Origin of the sequence: Streptomyces sp. NPDC060002, assembly GCF_042737245.1 — a bacterium.
Lineage (GTDB): Bacteria > Actinomycetota > Actinomycetes > Streptomycetales > Streptomycetaceae > Streptomyces.
The window spans coordinates 1-20,285 of record NZ_JBHWUW010000076.1 but is presented as its reverse complement, the minus strand read 5'-3'; the positions used below and the strand labels follow the sequence as shown (position 1 = coordinate 20,285).

General features: G+C 69.4%; 18 protein-coding genes and 1 pseudogene. 11 read left to right on the top strand and 8 right to left on the bottom strand.

Annotation, left to right across the window (positions count from 1 at the left end; translation table 11 throughout):
- Nucleotides 1-19: 19 nt before the first annotated feature.
- The 7 genes from ACFWBD_RS37850 (at nucleotide 20) to ACFWBD_RS37820 (ending at nucleotide 7,405) form a co-directional block, all read left to right on the top strand.
- Nucleotides 20-2,218, top strand: coding sequence for a hypothetical protein (locus ACFWBD_RS37850; RefSeq protein WP_385677538.1), 2,199 nt, complete (start codon nucleotides 20-22; stop codon nucleotides 2,216-2,218).
- 48 nt (nucleotides 2,219-2,266) lie between these two features.
- Nucleotides 2,267-2,893 (top strand): hypothetical protein, encoded by a 627-nt coding sequence (locus ACFWBD_RS37845; protein WP_385677535.1) that lies wholly within the window; start codon nucleotides 2,267-2,269, stop codon nucleotides 2,891-2,893.
- A 29-nt stretch (nucleotides 2,894-2,922) separates the two neighbouring features.
- Nucleotides 2,923-3,528 (top strand): hypothetical protein, encoded by a 606-nt coding sequence (locus tag ACFWBD_RS37840; RefSeq protein ID WP_385677532.1) that lies wholly within the window; start codon nucleotides 2,923-2,925, stop codon nucleotides 3,526-3,528.
- Nucleotides 3,525-4,736 carry a hypothetical protein gene (locus ACFWBD_RS37835; protein ID WP_385677529.1) on the top strand — a complete coding sequence of 404 codons (1,212 nt, stop codon included), beginning with the start codon at nucleotides 3,525-3,527 and terminating at the stop codon, nucleotides 4,734-4,736. Before ACFWBD_RS37840 ends, ACFWBD_RS37835 begins: the two co-directional genes overlap by 4 nt.
- 7 nt (nucleotides 4,737-4,743) lie before the next feature.
- On the top strand, nucleotides 4,744-5,463 hold the full coding sequence (locus ACFWBD_RS37830; RefSeq protein WP_385677526.1) for a hypothetical protein: 720 nt from the start codon (nucleotides 4,744-4,746) through the stop codon (nucleotides 5,461-5,463).
- A gap of 133 nt (nucleotides 5,464-5,596) precedes the next feature.
- On the top strand, nucleotides 5,597-7,102 hold the full coding sequence (locus ACFWBD_RS37825) for a WhiB family transcriptional regulator (RefSeq protein WP_385677524.1): 1,506 nt from the start codon (nucleotides 5,597-5,599) through the stop codon (nucleotides 7,100-7,102).
- Nucleotides 7,103-7,147: 45 nt separating this feature from the next.
- Nucleotides 7,148-7,405, top strand: a complete 258-nt coding sequence (locus ACFWBD_RS37820) for a hypothetical protein (protein WP_020129155.1) — start codon at nucleotides 7,148-7,150, stop codon at nucleotides 7,403-7,405.
- Between the two features lie 12 nt (nucleotides 7,406-7,417).
- Here the strand turns inward: ACFWBD_RS37820 and ACFWBD_RS37815 are convergent, their stop codons facing one another.
- Nucleotides 7,418-8,077, bottom strand: coding sequence for a Uma2 family endonuclease (locus ACFWBD_RS37815; protein WP_385677521.1), 660 nt, complete (start codon nucleotides 8,075-8,077; stop codon nucleotides 7,418-7,420).
- 104 nt (nucleotides 8,078-8,181) lie between these two features.
- Nucleotides 8,182-8,640: an ATP-binding protein gene (locus tag ACFWBD_RS37810; protein ID WP_385677519.1), complete on the bottom strand. Its 459-nt coding sequence runs from the start codon at nucleotides 8,638-8,640 to the stop codon at nucleotides 8,182-8,184.
- Nucleotides 8,641-8,858: 218 nt separating this feature from the next.
- On the opposite strand from ACFWBD_RS37810, the gene ACFWBD_RS37805 reads away from it, so the two are divergent.
- On the top strand, nucleotides 8,859-9,740 hold the full coding sequence (locus ACFWBD_RS37805) for a helix-turn-helix domain-containing protein (RefSeq protein WP_385677516.1): 882 nt from the start codon (nucleotides 8,859-8,861) through the stop codon (nucleotides 9,738-9,740).
- A gap of 10 nt (nucleotides 9,741-9,750) precedes the next feature.
- Nucleotides 9,751-9,933: a DUF397 domain-containing protein gene (locus tag ACFWBD_RS37800; RefSeq protein WP_385677513.1), complete on the top strand. Its 183-nt coding sequence runs from the start codon at nucleotides 9,751-9,753 to the stop codon at nucleotides 9,931-9,933.
- A 4-nt stretch (nucleotides 9,934-9,937) separates the two neighbouring features.
- Here the strand turns inward: ACFWBD_RS37800 and ACFWBD_RS37795 are convergent, their stop codons facing one another.
- Nucleotides 9,938-10,510, bottom strand: coding sequence for a hypothetical protein (locus ACFWBD_RS37795; RefSeq protein ID WP_385677510.1), 573 nt, complete (start codon nucleotides 10,508-10,510; stop codon nucleotides 9,938-9,940).
- A 136-nt stretch (nucleotides 10,511-10,646) separates the two neighbouring features.
- On the opposite strand from ACFWBD_RS37795, the gene ACFWBD_RS37790 reads away from it, so the two are divergent.
- Entirely contained in the window at nucleotides 10,647-13,559 is a 2,913-nt protein-coding gene (locus ACFWBD_RS37790; RefSeq protein ID WP_385677507.1) for a hypothetical protein, read from the top strand.
- 124 nt (nucleotides 13,560-13,683) lie between these two features.
- Here the strand turns inward: ACFWBD_RS37790 and ACFWBD_RS37785 are convergent, their stop codons facing one another.
- The 5 genes from ACFWBD_RS37785 to ACFWBD_RS37765 form a co-directional block, all read right to left on the bottom strand.
- Nucleotides 13,684-14,136 carry a heat shock protein transcriptional repressor HspR gene (locus ACFWBD_RS37785; RefSeq protein ID WP_385677504.1) on the bottom strand — a complete coding sequence of 151 codons (453 nt, stop codon included), beginning with the start codon at nucleotides 14,134-14,136 and terminating at the stop codon, nucleotides 13,684-13,686.
- A 5-nt stretch (nucleotides 14,137-14,141) separates the two neighbouring features.
- A complete protein-coding gene (dnaJ, locus tag ACFWBD_RS37780) occupies nucleotides 14,142-15,317 on the bottom strand; it encodes a molecular chaperone DnaJ (protein WP_385677501.1) in 1,176 nt (391 codons plus the stop codon).
- Nucleotides 15,318-15,356: 39 nt separating this feature from the next.
- Complete coding sequence (grpE, locus tag ACFWBD_RS37775) at nucleotides 15,357-16,013, bottom strand: nucleotide exchange factor GrpE (RefSeq protein WP_385677498.1); 657 nt, start codon at nucleotides 16,011-16,013, stop codon at nucleotides 15,357-15,359.
- The gene (gene dnaK, locus ACFWBD_RS37770) at nucleotides 16,010-17,848 is read right to left on the bottom strand and encodes a molecular chaperone DnaK (protein WP_385677495.1); all 1,839 of its coding nucleotides are present in this window, start codon (nucleotides 17,846-17,848) and stop codon (nucleotides 16,010-16,012) included. The genes grpE and dnaK overlap by 4 nt, the downstream gene beginning before the upstream one ends.
- 95 nt (nucleotides 17,849-17,943) lie before the next feature.
- Nucleotides 17,944-19,167 carry an MraY family glycosyltransferase gene (locus ACFWBD_RS37765; RefSeq protein WP_385677492.1) on the bottom strand — a complete coding sequence of 408 codons (1,224 nt, stop codon included), beginning with the start codon at nucleotides 19,165-19,167 and terminating at the stop codon, nucleotides 17,944-17,946.
- A 328-nt stretch (nucleotides 19,168-19,495) separates the two neighbouring features.
- Between ACFWBD_RS37765 and ACFWBD_RS37760 the strand changes: the two are divergent.
- Nucleotides 19,496-20,285, top strand: a pseudogene (locus ACFWBD_RS37760) (Fe-S oxidoreductase); the annotation flags it as partial.

Genomic DNA, 20,285 nt, shown 5'->3' with positions numbered 1-20,285 from the left:
TCCCTCCGAAGGGCTTTTCATGCTGACCCGCTTCCGGCCGCGCTCCGGCCGTCCGGCACGGCCCCGGACGAGGCGCTCCCCGCGCGAGAAACTCATCAGCACCGGCATCGCCGCGCGGGCCGTGCTGTTCCTGGTCCTCGGGGTGATCGCGCTCTCGTTCTCCGCTCCACAGCAGGCGCAGGCCCTCTTCGACACCTGTGACTGGGCGCAGCAGAGCATCAACCAGAAGGCCGACATGCCGGGCCCCGCCGCGGAGAACATCTTCCCCTCGGTGAAGCAATGGGACGGCAAGCGCGAACTCGTCGCCGGGGCCACGAAGATGGACGGCCCCGCGTCGAAGTACACGCTCTACGAACTCAGCGCCATGCGCGGTCTCAACTGGGCCTCGACCCAGCAGAGCCAGCACGATGCGAAGCAGGGCGAGCGCGGGCAGGCCGCCGACGACGACGAGTGCAGCCTCCAGAACGAGATCTACAACGGCGTCGCCCAGGCCATCTTCGACCTGAGCAAGATCATGAGCCGGGCCGCGATCAGCATCAAGGAGATCTCCTCCAACCCCAGCCCGCTGGCCGCCCTCTACGACGGCACGGTCTCGGGTGACGACAGTGTCGTCGACCGCCTGAACAACGGCGTCTTCAAGCTCGCCGTGCCCACGATGATCCTGCTCACCGGCCTCTGGGTGTTCGGCAAGTGGCGCAAGGGCGACATGCGCGAGGTCTGGTCGGGCGTCGGCTGGGCCGCGTTCGTCGTCATCGCCGTATCGGCGTTCCTCGTCAACGGGAACTACGTGGCCGTGGTCGAGACGGCCGACTCGGGAATCGCGCAGGGAAACGCCGCCCTGACCGAGGCCGTGCTGGACGGCGCGATCGACGGTGTCGAGCCACCCTGCGACCTGCCCGACAGCGCCCCGCAGCGCGGCATGCGCATCTCCAGCTGCGCCATGTACGACACCCTCGCGTTCCGCCCGTGGGCCATCGGTCAGTTCGGCGACCCCGGCAAAGCTCGCATGGAGTACAAGAGCGACCAGAAGTGCGACTTCGGTACGGAAAAGCGCTGCAGCGACCTACGGGTCAAGCAGGTCATCGTCCAGTCGGTGACGAACATCGAGTACTACCAGCACCCCTCACCGGTCGAGATAGAGGAAAACGAAAAAGGCGACATCATCAAGGCGAAGGAGAACCAGTACGGCGAACTGCGCAACTGGATCGCCAAGAACGAGGACGCCCGCGTCTATGAGCAGTGGTCCGGCGACAAGCCCTCCAACCGCATCAGCATCGGCGTCTACGCACTGGTCGCCTCGCTGATCGTCGGCCTGATGGTGATCGTGCTCAGCGCCCTGACGCTGCTGTGGCACGCGGTCACGCTCATCATGGTGATCCTGCTGCCCCTGGTCGCGATCATCTCGATCCACCCGACCCAGCAGAAACTGCTCCGGGGCTGGTGGCAGACCTTCGTGCACAGCTTCGTGCTGCGCGCCGGATTCGGCGTGATCCTCACGATCCTGCTGCTCTTCTACCAGCTGATCCTGCCGCTGCAGATCCCGCTGGGCATGCAGCTGCTGATGCTCCTGCTGGTCACCATCGCCGTGATCATGCTGCTCAAGAACCTGCTGTCCGGAAAGTTCAGCCCGCAGGTCGCGGGCGCGGACGACGCTCTGGGCGTCGGGGATGCCGCCGGCGCGAGCAGCTCGAAGCTGGTCGACAAGACGGCAGGCCTCATCACCCCCAAGGACGGCTCCGCCGGACGGATCACCGGACGCGTGGCGAGCGGCGCTGCCAGGCGCTTCGACAACAAGGTCCTCGGAGGGAAGCTCCAGAGGAACGGTCACCTCGAGATGAGCAAGAAGGAAAAGAACAAGACCGCGTACGAGGGCGCCCAGTCGACGCACAAGAACTACCGGGAGCAGTTCGAGAAGCCCAAGCCTCTCGACGAGAGTGGCGGCGACCCGACTCGCCGCCGTAGGGGCAACCGGGTCAGCGCCACGCAGGCACCGAACCAGAACAGCGGCACCGCGCCGTCTCCCCAGCCGCAGCCCCAGGCTCAGCCGCAACCCCAGCCGCAACCTCAGTCGCGTCCGACCCCTGCCCCCCAGCCACGTCCCGCCGCGCCCCAGTCTCACCCGCCGATGCAGCAGCCGTCGGTCCCCCGTCAGCCGACCCCTCCGGCGGCCCCGGCCCCGCCTCCGAGGGACCCCCGCGGCCCCAGCGGCCGCGTCTAGCCCCGCTCTGCCGCCTCCGCCTCCCCTCCCACACCAAGGAGCCATCCGATGCCCGCCCTGACCGCCAACCGCAGTCCCGACCAACTGGTCGCGGAACTGGAGCGGCTCATCGGCGTGGACTGGCCCACGGTGTGGGCGGGGGTTCCGGAGGACCCGGAGAAGCGGGCGAGGTGGTGCGCCGGGTTCGACTGGCGTCCGCTGTGGGCCGAGGCGGGACTGCGTGTCCGTACGGCCCTGGGCGGCCGCCTGTATCTCGCCGCCACTCCCGGCGGCCCGGTGACCCGGATCGACCACACGGTGTGGTCGGCCCGGGCCCGGGACACGGACGAGAACGCCCGCGTCACCGACCTGGCGGAGGCCCACTGGACCGCCTGCCTGACCGCCCTGCGCGGCCTCCTGGGAAACCCGACCTGGAACGGCACCTGGAACACACCGGACTTCCCGGAACTGCCGGGCCGGGGAACCTGGTACAGCCCGCAATGGCGCCTGGACCACCATGATCCGTACCGGGTCGCGGTGTGGCGGTTCCGCACGCCGGGAGCCCCTGTGTTCGAGCTGAAGGCAACGCTGGGGACCGGCTCCGAGGACCGGCCGACTCCGGCCGATGCGAGGATCGAGCTCAGCTGTCATGGTCCTCGCGAGCCAGACGACCATGCACCGGCTCGAAGGCACTGACGTACGAGGAAACAGAGGCGGGAGCACACATGCCGACTTTCGAGATCGAGGAATCGCCGCAGCACTTGGCCCAGGAGCTGACCGGCCTCGGGCACGTGGACTGGCCCGCGGTGTGGGCCGGCCCGCCCACTCCGGGGCGCGCCCTGGACGACTGGTGCGCGTTGTTCGGTTGGAAGCCGCTGCCCGAGGATCGCGTACTCGCCGTGCGTACCGCGACGGGTGGCCGGCTGAGCCTCACGCCCGTCATCGAGGGCGGGTGGAGCCCGGTCAAGTCGCTCGGCTGGACGACGTGGCATCTCAGGGCCGAATCGTCCGGAGAGAACGACTCGGTCCTCGAGGAAGCCGCAAGCGTATGGCCCCACTACGAAGCCGCCGCCAGGGACGTGCTCGGAGCGCCGGAATTCTCGGGCGGCTGGGACGCTCCCGACTTCCCCGAAGGCCGAAGCCACCGGCTTCCCTCCCGTGAGAGGCGTCTGCGCAACCGCAATCCGTACCGACTCGCCGTATGGCGGGGCGCGAGCCCGGAGGAGCCGGTCATCATGCTCGAAGTCTTCAGCGGGGGAGTGACACCCACGGGGGTGGGCCTCCGTGGCGTCACCATCAACGTGGACTGCTACCCGCAGGAGATCGAGTGAGCGAGGCCACCGCCGTTCGGACTCCCGTCCAACAGGCCCTTGCCCGGCAGACCGCCGCAGCTGCTGCTCTTCCCGAGGGAGAGGGCGAACGCATCGCCTACGAGATCATCGAGGCTGCGGACAAAGCCGGGAAGAGCCCCCAGGAGTACATCGTCGACTACGCCAGAAAGCTCGACGTCAAAGCCCCCCGCGAGGGCATGAAGTCGGCTTTCTGGTCCTTCGGCATTCCGCACCCCGATCTGCCGCAGGACCAGGTACTCAGCAGCCAGTTCGTGGCCTCTGTCTGGACCGATATGGAAAACGCGAGCGTCGATGGCAGTGCGCGTTACCTGGAGGGCACGCCTGGCGGGGAGGAACTGGGCCAACTCCACCTGTGGGACGCCGATGTGTACACGGCCCTGGGCCTCAACAAGGCACAGGGCGATGCCCTGGCCCGTGACGCCTGGAGCGCCCTCTCGGAGAACTACGCCAAGGCCACCGATGGTGAGGCGATCGTCTTCACCGGAGAAATGGTGCCGTGGAGTGTCGCCTACGAGACGGAGATGCCCCAACTTCGCTGCACGACGGGGCCGGAAAACATCCACTTCATGTACGACCTGCCAGAGGACGTACTGAAGGGGCTTCCGTCCGAGAGCAGGCAGTTGCTGTCCGAAGGCCGGGTGCGCTCCCACGTACACTTCCGCGCACCCGACGAGAACAACCCGCCGAGCCAGAAGTACTGGGCCGCCGGGTACCTCGATCTGGAGCAGCTCAGGTCGCTGCCCTCTGCGGAGGTCCAACGCGCCGCCGTCCTGGAAGTCTGCGCCCGTGTGGCCACTCTGGACGGCGTCGGTCGTGAGGCGGACGTCGAGCGGCTCGTCGAAGAGATCAAAGTGCTGCGCCCCGATCACGAGGTGGTTCTGCCGAGCGTCGAGGACCAGCAGCAGGTCGGCGACCATGAACCGTCACAGGAGTCCACGGCAGCGTCGGCTCCCGACGTCCGGACCCACGCCCCGTACCTCCCCGGTGTCACGGTCAACGCCAGGACGGGACCGGCCCCCCTCGAGTCGCTCACTCTCCCTACATCGGGGGAAGCCGCCGTACAGGCCCACAGCTTCCTGCCCGGCGTCACCCCGCAGGCGAAGTCGATCGTCGCCCCGGACAGGACCGACACCCCGGCGGCTCCCCCGGCCCCGGAGCAGTCGAACGACACCGGAATGGGAGTGTGACCGGCCTATGAGCCGCACTCCGGGCAATGCCCGTACCCCGCGCACCTCCCGTACTCCACGCACCACACCACAGCCCACCGCCGACCGGCCGGACAGAGCCACCGCCCCGGCGCCCACCGCCCCGGCCCTCCCCCTCCTCCGCCGTTTCCTCCGCCAGGAGAAGAGCGACGCCTGGGCCGTCCGCCTCCTCCCCCGCATCGTCTTCGGCGTGGCCGCGCTCTACACGGTGATCACCCTCGCCTCCCAGAGCGGCTCCGCCTTCTTCGCGGTCGTCACCGCGCTGCTCCTCGGCCTCGCGCTCTGGCTCCTCCGCCGCCGCACCCAGTTGCTCCTGGCGCTCGGGGTGAGCATCCTCGCCATCGCGTTCACCGGCTACTTCTCCGCGGTCGGCGACGCGGCCCGCACGAGCGAGGACGCCGGCGCCACCGTCACCGGTGCGGCCGCCTTCGGCTACTGGGCCCTCGCCGGAATGGCACTCCTCGGCGCCTGGATGGTGAAGGAGCACCCGGGCCGACGGGGCGTCACCGTCGTGCTCGCGGATGTGATCCTCGTCATCGCGTCCGCCGTCGGGATGTTCCTGCCGGAAGCGGGTGTACCGCTCGGATTCCTCGGCGTGCTCGGGGTACTGGCGATGCGAGGAAGCAGCGCGAAAGCGGTTGCAGGCCGTGCCCGCCATGCACTTGACCGCCTGCGGACCCGCAAAGCCAGTGACCCGTCGGACAGTTGAGGCCCGTGTGAACGTTTCGTCTCGTCACTGTGCCAAGTCGGCACATGCTTTGCAGATGCGTTGCACGGGGTTGACGGAACGTTTTAGGCTCCCCCCCGATCACGTATCACCACGGGGGACAACACACATGCCTATGGCCAGCCATACGGCGCTGCCCACGCGCCCCGCGCGCGGGCCGGTACGGGGAGCGGGGGCGGGGACGGGGGCCCACACTCCCGACGCCGCTCTGCCCTGCCAGCGCCGACCGGACGTCTTCCAGCACCCACTGCTGGAGGCACCCACGGACATTCCGTACACCTCGCCCGAACAGCGCCACCAGCACCTCGTACTGCTCCGCACCGCCCGCGACCTGTGCGCTTCCTGCCCGTTGTGGGCTGAATGCCTCCAGGACGCCGTCGCCCACGCCGAGCCCTACGGCTACGCGGCCGCGACCACGCTCGACGACCGCCGCTGGATCCGCCGCGCCCTCGGCGTCGGCGACGCGAACGGCGACCTGCCCACCCACACGGTGGACGGCCCCGGCGCGGGCCCCGGCTACAGCTCCGGCGAAACGTCCCGTCGGCTGCTGCGCCTGCGCTCCCGCAGCACCGACACGACCGCCCGGCACGACGCCGAGGGCGGCCGGCCCACGCTGGAGCGAATCCTCGACGCGTTCGACGCACGCCAGGACCAACTGGCCAGGCCACGACGCGAGTTGCCCGCCATCCCGAGGCAGTTGCACGAGCACACCACCGCACAGCAGCCGCACAGCAGCGGCCACCGTCCCAGACACACCCACCCGGAAAGCAGGAGCGAGGACATGGCAGCGGCCGAGTCCGGGCAGCGGATCGCCTTCTCGTACGAGGACCCCGCCCAGGCCGTACGACAGGCTCTGCTGGCCCCGTTGATCCGCTCCGCCCTGCCCACGCTCACCGGCCTGGAGCAGCTGGTCACGATGCTGGCGAGCGTGCCCGGCGGCGAGATCGCGCCGGAGATGCCGGACACCATCCGCGCCGCGCGGAAGGCCGTGGAGGCACTGGCTCCGGAAGGGGGCCGGGGCTCCTGCGACTCCGCCGAGGCCACCCCAAACACCGCCGGCCCGCTCCGCGCCCTCACCGGCTCGGTCTCCGTCGAACTCGCCACCACCGACCCGGTGGCGGCTCTGCGCCGCGACTTCCTGGAACCGCTGCTGCGCGAGCTGGCCTCCTCCCTCGCCAACATAGAGAAGGTGGCGACCATGCTGGCCGCGACCGAGGCCTCGGACGGCGACGAGATCCACCTGGAGCCGATCCGCACCGCGCTTCAGGGCATCCGCGCGTGCCTCCCGCATCCGGCCCCGACCGGCAAGACGTCCACCGGCACGGGCCAGGCCGCCGCCCTCGTACCCTCCGGCGCCCCCAGCATCCGGGCGGCCGTGGAATCGGCCGTGTCGACCTTCCCCGGCCCCTTCTCGGCCCGTGACGTCCTGCGCGCCCTCCCGCCCGGCGTCTACGGCGACCCCTCGAAGACGATCAGCAACGTACTGTCCGCCCTCGTCAAGTCGGGCCGCCTTCAGCGCCTCGCCCGAGGCACGTACGCTCGCACCGTCGACGTCACCGTGGACGTCGCCCTCGACGTCACCGTGGACGTCGCCGAGCAGGACGAGGCGAAGAGCGCCTGAGCCGGAGTTGCTCCGGAACCGAGCCGGAAGGAACCCAGACCCCCGATGACCGAACCGACGCCGCCACCCCCCGCCACGGCGGACGCCCAGGTGCACGTCTTCTCCCCCAACGCCGGCCTGATCGACGGCGTCCCGGTCACCGCCCCGCCCTACGGCGACATCCAGGACGTGGTCCTGGCGATCCTCCAGCAACGCGCCCAGCAACTCGGCGCCCCCACCCCGGCCACCATCACCGACAACCGCTACGGCGGCGCGATCCGCCTCCTGATCCACCCGGACGGGACGACGGAACAGCTGGGCTGAGGCCCGGGCCGTTCAGCCCCTCTTCGTTCCCGTGATCGCCTCACCGATCACGAAACCCTTGGCGGGGCCCTCGGAGATCGTCACCTCGGTGCCGTAGGGGACACGGTGGATGTCCTCCCAGTCGGCCTTGTCGGGCTGCGGCCCGGTGAACAGGGTGACGGCGCCCTGGTCGTCGTAGTCGTCGATGAGGACGTGGACGGGGATGCCTGCGCGAGCGTATTCGCGGCGCTTGCGGACATGGTCGCGGTCCTGGTTGCGCTTGCCGGGGGAAACGACTTCGAAGACCACCCGGACCGCGGCGGCGGTGAGACCGAGGCCGTCATCGGTGACATAGCGCTCGGGGTCCCTCGCAACGACGAACAGGTCGGGGATCCACGCCGAGCCCTCGTGGATGATGTTCGTGTCGTGCCGGGCGGCGAAGTCACCGCCCCTGAGGAAGTCTCCCAGCGCCTCCTTCAGAAGGAAGATGATCTGGCTGTGTGAATAGCGACCGGTGGGCGACACCTCGATGGCTCCCTCGATGATCTCAGCGCGGTAGCCCTCGGGGAGTTCCATGGCCTTCCATGCCTGCCACACGACCTCTTCGAGGCCAGGCCCGTTCTCGGGCAGGTCCTGAGGCGCGGTCTTGGTCTCAGGCATCGTCTCGGGCCTCTCGTGCGCAAGAGCGGTCATGGCGGCATCACCTCCTCAAGTGTGGGCTTGGCATCCCTCGGGGCACAAGCGACGCGATCACGGTAGGTACGGCAATAGGGCTGACCAGGGGAAACAAACCCGGTTCACCCGTTCGAGCGACGAAGAAACGATCTACCGCTCCCACCCAGCTCGAACCACACCCCCTTCGCATACCGCCCCGCCCTCTCATCGGCGACGCCCCACAGATCCGCCATCTCCTCGACGAGCGCGAGCCCCCTCCCCCAACAGGCGACGGCCCCGGCGGCGGAATGCGCGACGACGGGCGGGTCGGGACTCTCGTCGAAGACGCTCACCCGGAGCCCGGCCGGTGTGAGCCGGATGCGGAGCATGGCGGCGCCCTTGGTGTGCAGGTGCACGTTCGTGACGAGCTCCGAGGTGCACAGGGCCGCCGGCATGACGAGGGACTCCTTGTCGTGGGTGAAGAGGACGACGCGTACGAAGTCCCGGCAGACGCGGGGCGAGGTGACGTCGGCGGGAGCGAACAGGCTGTATTCCCAGACGAGTTGGGCGGGTCGGTGGGCGGCACGGCGGGCTGGGTTCATGGGGGACAGCTCCTTTGCGTGCCCGGCGATGGCGTCGCCCGCGGGGTGCGGGTGCTCTGTCGGCTTACGGGCAGGGGAGGTTGGATGGTTTCCGTGCGTGACTGATCCCACACCCAAGGTAGGGATAGAGGTTTACATTTTTCAAGCTGGTTACTCAGATCGGTGGACTAACTCACCCAATATGGAGAGACTCTGGGCGACCGGACGAGGAGTAACCCGTGGGACTGCGCACCACCATCACCGAACGCCAGCGACGACTCGGCTACGAACTCAAACAACTGCGCGAACAAGCGGGATTGAGTGCTGGTGAGGCCGCCGAGCTGATCGGAATGGGCCGAGCCCAGCTGAGCCAGATCGAGACGGCGAAGACGACGATCCTCACGGAGCGACTCCGCGAGCTGTGCCGCCTCTACGCATGCAAAAGTGATACCTACGTCAATTCCCTTGTCGCCATGTCCGAGTCCACCGGCAAGGGCTGGTGGACCGCCTACAAGAAGCCCATGGAGCAGGGCCCACTGAACATGGCGGAACTGGAAGCAGGCGCCGTGGCGCTACGGGTGCACCAGCCCCTGCTCATCCCGGGACTGTTCCAGACCGCGGAGTACGCACGAGCCATCTTCGCCACCCCCGGCCTGGGCTTCGAACGCATCGAGGAAGCCCTGGAGTTCCGCATGGAACGACAGCAGGTGCTCACCCGCGACGACCCGCCCGCCGTGCATGCCGTGATCCACGAGTCCGCCCTGCACATGCGGTTCGGTGGCACCGAGGTGCTGCGCGGTCAGCTACTCCGCCTCATCGAGCTGGCTCGACGGCCCCATGTCACCGTGCAGATCTACCCGTTCACCTCGCGAGCCCATCCCGCCCTGTCCAACAACTTCGTACACGTCATTCCCGCCGTCGCCGAACTGGGCACCGTGGTGCTCGAACAATTCGACAGCTTCCAGTACTTGGGCGACCGCGAAAGCCTGACCCAGTACGAGACGCTGTTCGAGAGCCTCACCGAGTACGCCCTGGCCCCCGTCGACGTATCGTTGGCCCCGGAAGCACACTCCGTTAAGGACTCGCTGGCCCTCATCCAGCACCTGCTCTACTCCCTTTGAGGAGGCCCGGATGCCTGAACAACTCACCTGGCAGAAGTCGTCGTTCAGCGGTGGCCCCCAAGGCGAGTGCCTCTACCTCGCCCCCACCTGCGACGGAACGATCCGCCTCCGCGAGAGCGACACCCCGGACATCATCCTGGCCACCACCCGAGAGGGCCTCGCCGGCCTCCTGCACCACCTCAAGGGGCGCTAGCCGATCACGCCTCGGGCCCGGTACCGCCGGGCGGGGTGCTGACCGCGTCGATGTCGGCGAGGACCTTGCGTGTGAGGTCGATGTCCATCTCGAGGATGTCGCGATCGAACTTCGCCGGTTCCCTCTCATAGCGGGCCCTGCCCGCCTCGGAGGTGAAGGCGGATGCGGGAATGGCGTCCAGCCCCGGAGGAATGAACTTCGGAAGCTCCTCGAAGGCAGCCAGCGCGTACGCCATCGCACGCCGGTACCTGTGGTGCTCGGATTCAGGTGAGTTGAGCATGTCGAGCCCGGCGCGACGAGAGACACGGTGTGCGACCGCCGCGAACTCACCGGGATCGATGATCTCGGACGGCGCCTGGCCACCGAAGGCGGGCGGCGGCGGTGGGATGTCCTCCGCCATGAGGAAGGAGAAATTCCGGTTGCGGCCGCATTCCCGGCAGGCGCCCTCGTATACGGCGACGATGTCGTCACCGCGCTGCTCCAGACGGTGCCGACGATCGAAGTCGGAACTCCCGCACTCGCACGGACGCAAGTCCATGTACAGGTGCGCTTCCAGCGAGGAACGGGCTCTCAACATGACATGATCCTAAGGCTGTTGTGCGATTTGAACATGTATCGGACCCGGGGAGGGGCATCTCATGGACAGTTGGGCCGATCCCCGGACGGCGATGGGCACACTGTCGCAGTACCCACAAGCGCACCAGGAAGAACTCGTGTCGGCCGCACGGCGCGGCATGGCCTCGGTGGCGGCCGCCGTCCTTGGAGACAGGCTGGACTCCCTCGACGCGGATCGGACCGACGGACGTCAGTATTTCGTACTGAGGGACAGCCAGGGGGAGTCCGCACGGGTCTGGGTGGACGCCGTTCCACTGGTGAGAGGGACCCTCGCCGACACGGCGACGAACACCGCGTCGCAGAACTACGTGGTCCGCGTCTCCGACCGTCTTCCGACCGAGATGCTGAGTCGGGTGCTCGCCCACGAACTCGGTGAGCTCATGGCCGTCCGCGAACGCGCCGCCGAGGGATTGGCTCCCGTACGGGAAGACCTTCTGCGCGAAGGAGCCGAACTCCCGGCGAACCAGGAGCTGTCCGCTGGGGACAGGGGCCGCATAGGTGAGCTCAACTGGCTGGCCGCGCGAAGCGCAGCCAGCGATCTCTCCCCTGAGCAACAGCTGGAAGCGCGGGCGGAGTTCTCCGCGCTGCTTGATCCCTACGGCATCCGACCGACCGTCGCCCTGAGCGACGAGGAGGCATTCCGCCCTCAGGAGAGGGCGGCACGCGCGCGATACCGGGTCTCGGCCGATTTCCTCTCTGCCGGCTCCCGGCGTCTCCTCAACACCCTCGCCCACCCCATCGAGAACCTCTCCCCCGCCGACGCCACCGCCCTCCAGGCATCCCGGGATGCCGCGCTCCGTGCCGAGCGGCAGGTCGAGGCTTTCATCGGGCGGCGTGAAATCACCATGCCCATGCCCGGCTACGACCAGAACGGCCTGCCCCTCCCCCGCGACCAGTTGGAACCCGCCGCCGAGCGGTGGGCGCAGTACCGCGCCCAGGTCAGCGAGCGCACCGTGCAGACGCTGGAGGGCCAGCTCGCCGGTGGGCAACTCCCGCTGCGCAAAGTGGTGATCGGCGGTGGCGCGAGTCTCACCGGGCGCGATCCGGAAGCGCTGCTGGTGGACGGGGCGGGCCGATGGCACCTGGACCCCGGCAACGGGATCGTGCAGTCGGCGGACCAGGATCGTGACCTCGCGCAATGGATGGGCGTGGATCCGTACTCGGCGGTCGAAGACCCCCGGGACCGGGTGTCCATCCACGCGGTACGGGTCTGGGAGGACCAGCTCGCCACCCAGGGCGACGTCGTGAACGGCCACGCCCGGCTCCGCCTCGGCCAGGACGGCGAACTCCTCGCGGAGATAAGGCCGTTGGATGCCGACGGCAAACAGAGCGCGACCCCGCTGTGGGCGGCCTGCGACGGGGTTCCCAGCATCGCCACCGGTCTGACACCCGACGTCGTGCCGGGCATGCCCCGCGGCGACTTCCCCGTGGAGAGCCGTAGCGAAGCCGTACGGCTGATCGGCGAGCGGCTGCGGGAGTTGGAGGGGCAGGGGTTCGCCGGTGCGGGCGAGATGTGCGCCTGGCTGACCCAGGCCGAGCGGAGCGGCGCAGACGCCGGTACCGTGCTCGGCGCCCTGAACTCCTACGCGGAACTGAAGGACGCCCTCTCGGCCGGCCTGGGCGCCGCGGACGAAACCCGCATGAACAACTGCTTCACCGCACTCGTCTCGACACAGAAGTGGGAGGCGGCGCGCGAAGCCGCGGCGGACCGGGTGCTGCTGGGCGACGAGGTCGCCGACAACCGTTTCGACCCACACGCCGCCCAGCACTGGATCATCGCCGGGTCCGGCGGCACGGGCGTCGCCAACGCGGAGATCATCCTGAGGGAGAATCTCGACGCCCACGTCACGATCATCGGCCGGCCGGCACCGGACGCTCTGCGACACCAGGTCCAGTACCCGGAGATGGTCGCCAAGTACGCCGAGGGAGAGAACCCGCGCCTGACGATCGGCCTGGCGCAGGTGGGCGCGATCGAGACCTATCGGCACGAGAGCGGAGAGACCTGGTTCCAGGCCGACTACGTGGACCCGCTGACCGGGGAACCGAAGACGGCCAGGGCCGACGGCTACGTCACCAGCCTCGGCCGCACCAACCCGCTCCCTCCCGCCCTCCAGGTCCTCGCCAACGAGGTCCGGGACCGGGGCGGCGAGATCTCCGGTGACCTGCTGTTCGACAAGGACGACCAGTACATCGGCTACGGGCTCACCTTCGCCGTGGACGGCAGGGAACACCGCGTCGACGTGGACGGCGCGGCCTCCTGGCAGCTGCCGCGCGAGATCTTCGCCCCGGAGACGCGAATCCAGGCCGAGCTGAACGCGATGGGCGTCCGCGGTCTGCCGTCCGAGACCGGCAACGCGGCCCCCGGCTTCTCCCCGATCGCCCGCCAGAGCGCCCTGCGCGCCCGCGCCGTCGCGGCGGCAGCGGCCGGCGACCCCGAAGCCGTACGACGGATGGCGACGATCCCGGAACGCTGGCAACGCCCGGACCTGGGCCAGGGGGCAACTCCCCCGACCACCGGCCCCCAGCCCCCCGCCCTCCCCCAGGAAAAGTCCGAGCCCACAACGGAACGGGACCCGAGCCCGGAACGGGACCCGAGCCCGGAACGGGACCCGAGCCCGGAACGGGACCCGAAGCCCGTCACCGCCCCCGGCCCAGCCCCAGCACCGGCCCAGCCCACAACCCCGGCACCGGCACCGGCACCGGCCCAGTCCTCAACCCAGGCTCCGACCCCCGCCCAGGCTCCGACCCCCGCCCAGTCCCCAACCCCGGCTCCGTCGCCAACCCCGGCTCCGTCGCCAACCCCGGCTCCGTCGCCAACCCCGACCCCGGCTCCGTCCCCAACCCCAACCCCCGCCCCCTCCCCCGCCCCGGGTGTCTCCGGTTCACATCTCTGGCAGATGGGTGTGCCCCGGGGTGGCGCCAACCGGCCGACCGCCCCCGCCCAGCAGCCGCCGCAGCAACAGCCGCCGGGCCTTGAGCGGCCTGAGCCGGGTGTCGGCATGGGCGACTGACTGTCGGACGAGGACGGGACGGGGCGGGACAGGCCGGGCGGGACGGGACGGCCGTAGAAGACAGGAAAGGGGCCCGGAGACGAATCTCCGGGCCCCTTCCAACTTTTATACGTACCGCCACGCGTCAGTCCGTCGGCTGCTGCCGCTTCGGCCGCCAGACCACCAGCGCGCTGGTCTGCTGCACCTCCTGGTACGGCACCAGGTCCCGCCGGTAGGAGGCGTGCACCGCCGCCTCCCGCTGCTGCATGGCCGTGGCCGCGCCGTCCAGCGCGGCCTCCAGCTCCGCGGCCCGCGCCTGGAGCGCGGCCACCTGGTTCTCCAGCTCGATGATCCGCTTGATGCCGGCCAGGTTGATGCCCTCGTCCTGGGACAGGGCCTGCACCGTGCGCAGCAGCTCGATGTCGCGGGCCGAGTAGCGGCGCCCGCGGCCGGCGGTGCGGTCGGGGGAGACGAGACCCAGGCGGTCGTACTGACGCAGCGTCTGCGGATGCAGGCCCGAGAGCTGGGCCGCCACCGAGATGACGTAGACCGGAGTCTCCTGGGTCAGTTCATACGGGTTACGCCGACGGCCGTCCATCACTCTCATGCTCCCTTCGCGGCCTCGAACAGCTCCGCCCGCGGGTCCTCGCCCGCGGTCGCCTCGCGATACGCCTCCAGCGCCTCACGAGCCTTCCCCGACAAGTCCTTCGGAACACTCACCTCGACGGTGACCAACAGGTCGCCGCGGGTGCCGTCCTTGCGGACCGCGCCCTTGCCCCGCGCCCGCATGGTGCGGCCGTTGGGCGTGCCGGGCGGAAGCTTCAAGGTCAGGGACGGTCCACCGAGCGTCGGCACCCTGATCTCGCCGCCGAGTGCCGCTTCGGTGAACGTCACCGGCACGGTCACCGTGAGGTTGTCCTCCTTGCGGCCGAACACCGGGTGGGCGCCCACGTGGACGACGACGTACAGGTCGCCCGCCGGGCCGCCGCGCTCGCCCGGGGCGCCCTTGCCGCGCAGCCGGATGCGCTGACCGTCCGTCACCCCCGCGGGGATGCGGACCTGCATGGTCCTCGACGACTTCGCGCGGCCGCTGCCCTTGCAGTCCAGGCAGGGATGCTCGGCGATCAGGCCGCGGCCCTTGCAGTCGGGGCAGGGGTCGGTCAGGGAGAAACCGCCTCCCGAGCCCCTCGCCACCTGGCCCGTGCCCACGCAGGTCGGGCACACGCGCGGCGTGCCGTTCTTGTCGCCCGTCCCCGAACACGCCTTGCAGGGGGCCTGCGAGGACATGCGCAGCGGGACCGTCGCGCCCTCGATCGCCTCCGTGAAGGTCAGGGTGACCTCGGTGTCGATGTCCTGGCCGCGCCGGGGCTGGGTCCGGGTCGTGCCGGGACCGCCGCGGTTGAACAGGCCGCCGAACACGTCCCCGATGCCGCCGCCGAAGCCGCCCTGGGCACCGCCGCCCGGGGCGCCGCCTCCGAAGAGGTCGCCCAGGTCGAAGTTGAAGTTGCCGCCCGCCCCCGGGCCGGGGCGGAAGCCGCCGTTGCCGAAGAGGGCGCGCGCCTCGTCGTACTCCTTGCGCTTCTTGGGGTCACCGAGGACGTCGTTCGCCTCGGAGATCTCCTTGAAGCGCTCCTCCGCCTTGGCGTTGCCCTTGTTGGCGTCGGGGTGGAACTCGCGGGCGAGCTTCCGGTACGCCTTCTTGATCTCGGCCTCGGTGGCGTCCTTGGGGACGCCGAGGACCTTGTAGAAGTCCTTCTCGACGAAGTCCTTGGTGCTCATCCTCGACGTCCCTCCTCCCACCCGCTCATCCGATCGAGCTCAGCCCTCGTCCGGGCCACCGCTCTCCTTGTCGTCGGCCGCCTCGGCCTCGTCGGCCTTCGCCGCCTGTGCACCGGGCTGCGGTTCGGCGACGGCCACCCGCGCGGGGCGGATGGTGCGCTCGCCGATCCGGTACCCGGGCTGAAGGATCGCCACGCACGTCGTCTCGGTGACGTCGGGCGCGTAGCTGTGCATCAGGGCTTCGTGGATCGTCGGGTCGAAGGGCTCGCCCTCCTTGCCGAACTGCTGGAGGCCCATCTTGGCCGCGACGGTCTCCAGCGATTCGCCCACCGACTTGAAGCCGCCGACGAACTCGCCGTGTTCCCGCGCGCGGCCGATGTCGTCGAGCACGGGCAGGAGTTCGGTCAGGAGGTTCGCGATGGCGATCTCCTTGACCGCGATCCGGTCGCGCTCGACCCGGCGGCGGTAGTTCTGGTACTCGGCCTGGAGGCGCTGGAGGTCGGCGGTGCGCTCGCCCAGAGCGGTGCGCACCTGGTCCAGCTGGGCCACCAGACCGGCTGTCTGGTTCTCGTCCCCGGCCGGGGCCGCCCCCGCCGCCGAAGCGGGGGAGGGAGCGGTCTTCGGCTCGGCGTCTTCAGGGGTGGCGCCGGAGGGGACGTCGGGCTTCTCCTCGAAGCCCGGGGTCTCCTCCGTCACGCGGCACCGTCCTTGCGCTCGTCGTCCACGATCTCGGCGTCCACGACGTCGTCGTCCGCCTTCGGGGCGTCGGCCTTGGGAGCGTCGGCGCCCTGACCGGCCTGGGCGTCGGCGTACATGGCCTGGCCGACCTTCTGCGAGACCGCGGCGACCTTCTCGGTGGCCGTGCGGATCTCGGCGCTGTCCTCGCCCTTGAGCGCGGCCTTCAGCTCCTCGACGGCGGCCTCGACCTCGGTCTTGACCTCGCCCGGGACCTTGTCCTCGTTGTCCTTGAGGAACTTCTCCGTCTGGTAGACGAGCTGCTCGCCCTGGTTACGGGACTCGGCGGCCTCGCGACGGCGGTGGTCCTCGTCCGCGTACTGCTCGGCCTCCTGGCGCATGCGGTCGACCTCGTCCTTCGGCAGCGAGGAGCCGCCGGTGACGGTCATCTTCTGCTCCTTGCCCGTGCCGAGGTCCTTGGCCGTGACGTGCATGATGCCGTTGGCGTCGATGTCGAAGGCGACCTCGATCTGCGGGACGCCACGCGGCGCCGGCGGCAGACCGGTCAGCTCGAACATGCCGAGCTTCTTGTTGTAGGCCGCGATCTCGCGCTCGCCCTGGTAGACCTGGATCTGCACCGACGGCTGGTTGTCCTCGGCCGTCGTGAAGATCTCCGAACGCTTCGTCGGGATCGTCGTGTTGCGCTCGATCAGCTTGGTCATGATGCCGCCCTTGGTCTCGATACCGAGGGACAGCGGGGTCACGTCGAGGAGCAGGACGTCCTTGACCTCACCCTTGAGGACACCGGCCTGGAGCGCGGCGCCGATGGCGACGACCTCGTCCGGGTTCACGCCCTTGTTGGCGTCCTGACCGCCGGTCAGCTCCCTGACGAGCTCGGCGACGGCGGGCATCCGGGTCGAACCACCGACGAGAACGACGTGGTCGATCTCGGAGAGGTTGATGCCGGCGTCCTTGATGACGTTGTGGAACGGCGTCTTGCAGCGCTCCAGCAGGTCGGCCGTCAGCTGCTGGAACTGAGCTCGCGTGAGCTTCTCGTCCAGGTGCAGCGGGCCCTCGGCGGACGCCGTGATGTAGGGCAGGTTGATCGAGGTCTCGGTGGACGAGGACAGCTCGATCTTCGCCTTCTCGGCGGCCTCACGCAGACGCTGGAGCGCCATCTTGTCCTTGGCGAGGTCGACACCGTGGCCGGCCTTGAACTGCTGCACCAGGTAGTCGACGACACGCTGGTCCCAGTCGTCACCACCGAGGTGGTTGTCGCCGTTGGTGGCCTTCACCTCGACGACGCCGTCACCGATCTCCAGGAGGGACACGTCGAACGTGCCGCCACCGAGGTCGAAGACGAGGATCGTCTGGTCGTCCTTGTCGAGGCCGTACGCGAGCGCGGCCGCGGTGGGCTCGTTGACGATGCGAAGGACGTTGAGACCGGCGATCTCACCGGCTTCCTTCGTCGCCTGACGCTCGGAGTCGTTGAAGTACGCCGGGACGGTGATGACCGCGTCGGCCACCTTCTCGCCCAGGTACGCCTCGGCGTCGCGCTTGAGCTTCTGCAGGATGAACGCGCTCATCTGCTGCGGGTTGAAGTTCTTCCCGTCGAGCTCGATCGTCCAGTCCGTGCCCATGTGACGCTTCACGGAGCGGATGGTCCGGTCCACGTTCGTGACTGCCTGGCGCTTGGCCACCTCGCCGACGAGCACTTCACCGTTCTTGGCGAAGGCGACGACGGACGGCGTGGTCCGGGCACCCTCGGCGTTGGTGATGACGGTGGGCTCGCCGCCCTCCAGAACGCTGACGACCGAGTTCGTTGTGCCCAGGTCGATGCCGACCGCACGTGCCATGGTGATCTTCCTCCAGCTGACTTGAGTGGAACGGACTCAAGTGTGCACGAGGCTCACCTCTGGGTCAACAGACCTGAGTCGCACCCACTCAACTCTTATCCGTTCCTTACACGCAAGGACGCGTTGACCTGCGGCGATACGGATCGCCCGGCCCGCCGCACACCAGGTTCCGGGTGGTGCGCAGGGTCCTCGGATTGACGCCGGGGCGCATACACCGACGCCGCACCCGACCCGGGACGCGGCGCCGGGCGGGGCGCCGGGCGGGGCGCGGGGCGGGGCGCGGGGCGACCCGCACGCCCGACCCGCCCAGTTCGACCAGCCCTGCGGGCACGACGGCCACGCGCGCGTGGCGGCCCGTACACCGCGACCCGCAGCATCCCGAGTACGACGACGAGCGCCCCGCCGGCCACCCACGACACCGCCCGCACGTCCACCCACCCGGCGTGCACCAGCACCCCGACGAGCACCGCGGCGAAGGCCGCCACCCCGAGCAGCACGGTCACCCCCTGCGCGGTGAGCCCCAACCGCCGCAGCCGGTGGGCGAGATGGTCGGACGCGCCACGCAGCAACGGCCGTCGGGCCAGCCGCCGGGACAGCACGACCAGGACGACATCGGCCACGCCTACCGCGGTGAGCGCGAACAGCACTCCCGAACCGGCGACCGGATCGTGCCCCGCGCGGGCGATCACGGCGGCCGCCGCGAGGAGGAAGCCCGCGAAGAGCGACCCGCACGCCCCGAGGGCGACACGCGCGGGAGGCCAGTTGTGCATCAGGAACCCGGTCAGCGCGGCGGCGAACACGCTCAGCAGGACCGCCAGCCCGTCCATGACCTCGACCGCGGCACAGGCGGCCACTCCGAAGGCGGTGACGACCGCGACGGTTCCGGCCACTCCGTCGGCGTGGTCGAGCGACCGGAAGGCGAGGGCGACGAAGGTGATCCAGCCGACACCCGCCACTGCGGCCACCGCCCCGGTGTCGCCGTACGGCACCACGAAGGCGGCCGCGGCCGCCGTACCGACCACCAGGAACCGCGCGTTGAGCCGCCACACGTCCGCGACGAGCCCGAGCGCGGCGACAGCGCCCCCCGCGACGAGCAGCACCTCGATGCCGTCGCCGAGCGGGGCGATGCCCGTCCAGTCCCCGGCGACCGCGACGAGACAGGTGGCGAGCGCCACGGCGGCGCCCCCGAACAGAGGCACCCGCCGCTGCCGCTGCCGCCGGTCGAGCAACCCCAGGCGCAGGGCGGGCACGCGCAGCAGCGCGGCGAGGACGGCGGCGAGGAACAGGGCGGTGATGGCTGCGACGATCCCGTAGAGCACGGATATAAATTAGTCACATATGTACCAATTTGGTACGAATAACACGGCCGAGTCGCGACCGGATCCCAACCGGATCCCGACCGGAACCCGACCTTCCCCCCACCTGGAGCCAGCCCGATATCCATCCGAACCGGACCCGGACTCGGCCCGAACCCGACCCGAACCCGACCCGGACTCGACCCGAACCCGACCGGATTCTGAGGCAACCCTCAGCGACTGAGATCACTCCGTACCCCGCTACAGTGCGACGGAGAATACGGGGTAGTCTCAAACGGACTGCATAAGTTACCGCTTAGTAATTTCCCTCGCAGGCCCGAGGAGCCCCCAAATGCAACTCGCCGCGATCATCGTGTCGCTGCTTCTGACCGTGGTCGGCGTCGCCCTGATCGCACGTGCCATCGGCCAGTTCGTCCGGTACTTCAAGCTGGGCCAGCCGCTCCCCGCCGGAACCCGGACGGACAATCCCTACGCGCGCAGCGTGACGCTGGTACGGGAGTTTCTCGGCCACACGCGGATGAACCGCTGGGGCATCGTGGGCTTCGCCCACTGGTTCGTGGCGATCGGCTTCCTGACGCTGCCGCCGACCCTCGCCCAGGCTTTCGGCCAGCTCTTCGAGGCCGACTGGGTACTGCCGGTCATCGGCGACTTCCTGCCGTTCGAGCTCTACATCGAGTTCATCGGCGTGATGACGATCCTGGGCATCGTCCTCCTCATGGCGATCCGCCTGCTGAACCTGCCCTCACGCGCAGGCCGCAAGTCCCGCTTCGCCGGCTCCAAGTCCGGTCAGGCCTACTTCGTCGAGTACGTCATCCTCACCATCGGCCTCGCCATCTACGTGCTGCGGGGCCTGGAGGGTGCACTGCACCACGTGGAACACTACGAGGCCGGCTACTTCGCCTCGTACCCGCTCGTCCTGGCCTTCAAGGGGCTGGGCGTCACCACGCTCCAGAACCTGGTCTACCTCGTCGCGATGATCAAGATCGGGACGTCGTTCATCTGGATGATCGTGGTCTCGCTCAACATCAACATGGGTGTGGCGTGGCACCGTTTCCTGGCGTTCCCGAACATCTGGTTCAAGCGCAACGCCGACGGCGCGACCGCCCTGGGCGCCCTGCTGC

Coding starts and splice junctions, on each gene's coding strand:
- ACFWBD_RS37850 (WP_385677538.1), top strand. CDS start 20: ATGCTGACCCGCTTCCGGCCGCGCTCCGGCCGTCCGGCACGGCCCCGG.
- ACFWBD_RS37845 (WP_385677535.1), top strand. CDS start 2,267: ATGCCCGCCCTGACCGCCAACCGCAGTCCCGACCAACTGGTCGCGGAA.
- ACFWBD_RS37840 (WP_385677532.1), top strand. CDS start 2,923: ATGCCGACTTTCGAGATCGAGGAATCGCCGCAGCACTTGGCCCAGGAG.
- ACFWBD_RS37830 (WP_385677526.1), top strand. CDS start 4,744: ATGAGCCGCACTCCGGGCAATGCCCGTACCCCGCGCACCTCCCGTACT.
- ACFWBD_RS37825 (WP_385677524.1), top strand. CDS start 5,597: ATGGCCAGCCATACGGCGCTGCCCACGCGCCCCGCGCGCGGGCCGGTA.
- ACFWBD_RS37820 (WP_020129155.1), top strand. CDS start 7,148: ATGACCGAACCGACGCCGCCACCCCCCGCCACGGCGGACGCCCAGGTG.
- ACFWBD_RS37815 (WP_385677521.1), bottom strand. CDS start 8,077: ATGACCGCTCTTGCGCACGAGAGGCCCGAGACGATGCCTGAGACCAAG.
- ACFWBD_RS37810 (WP_385677519.1), bottom strand. CDS start 8,640: ATGAACCCAGCCCGCCGTGCCGCCCACCGACCCGCCCAACTCGTCTGG.
- ACFWBD_RS37800 (WP_385677513.1), top strand. CDS start 9,751: ATGCCTGAACAACTCACCTGGCAGAAGTCGTCGTTCAGCGGTGGCCCC.
- ACFWBD_RS37795 (WP_385677510.1), bottom strand. CDS start 10,510: ATGTTGAGAGCCCGTTCCTCGCTGGAAGCGCACCTGTACATGGACTTG.
- ACFWBD_RS37785 (WP_385677504.1), bottom strand. CDS start 14,136: ATGGACGGCCGTCGGCGTAACCCGTATGAACTGACCCAGGAGACTCCG.
- dnaJ (WP_385677501.1), bottom strand. CDS start 15,317: ATGAGCACCAAGGACTTCGTCGAGAAGGACTTCTACAAGGTCCTCGGC.
- dnaK (WP_385677495.1), bottom strand. CDS start 17,848: ATGGCACGTGCGGTCGGCATCGACCTGGGCACAACGAACTCGGTCGTC.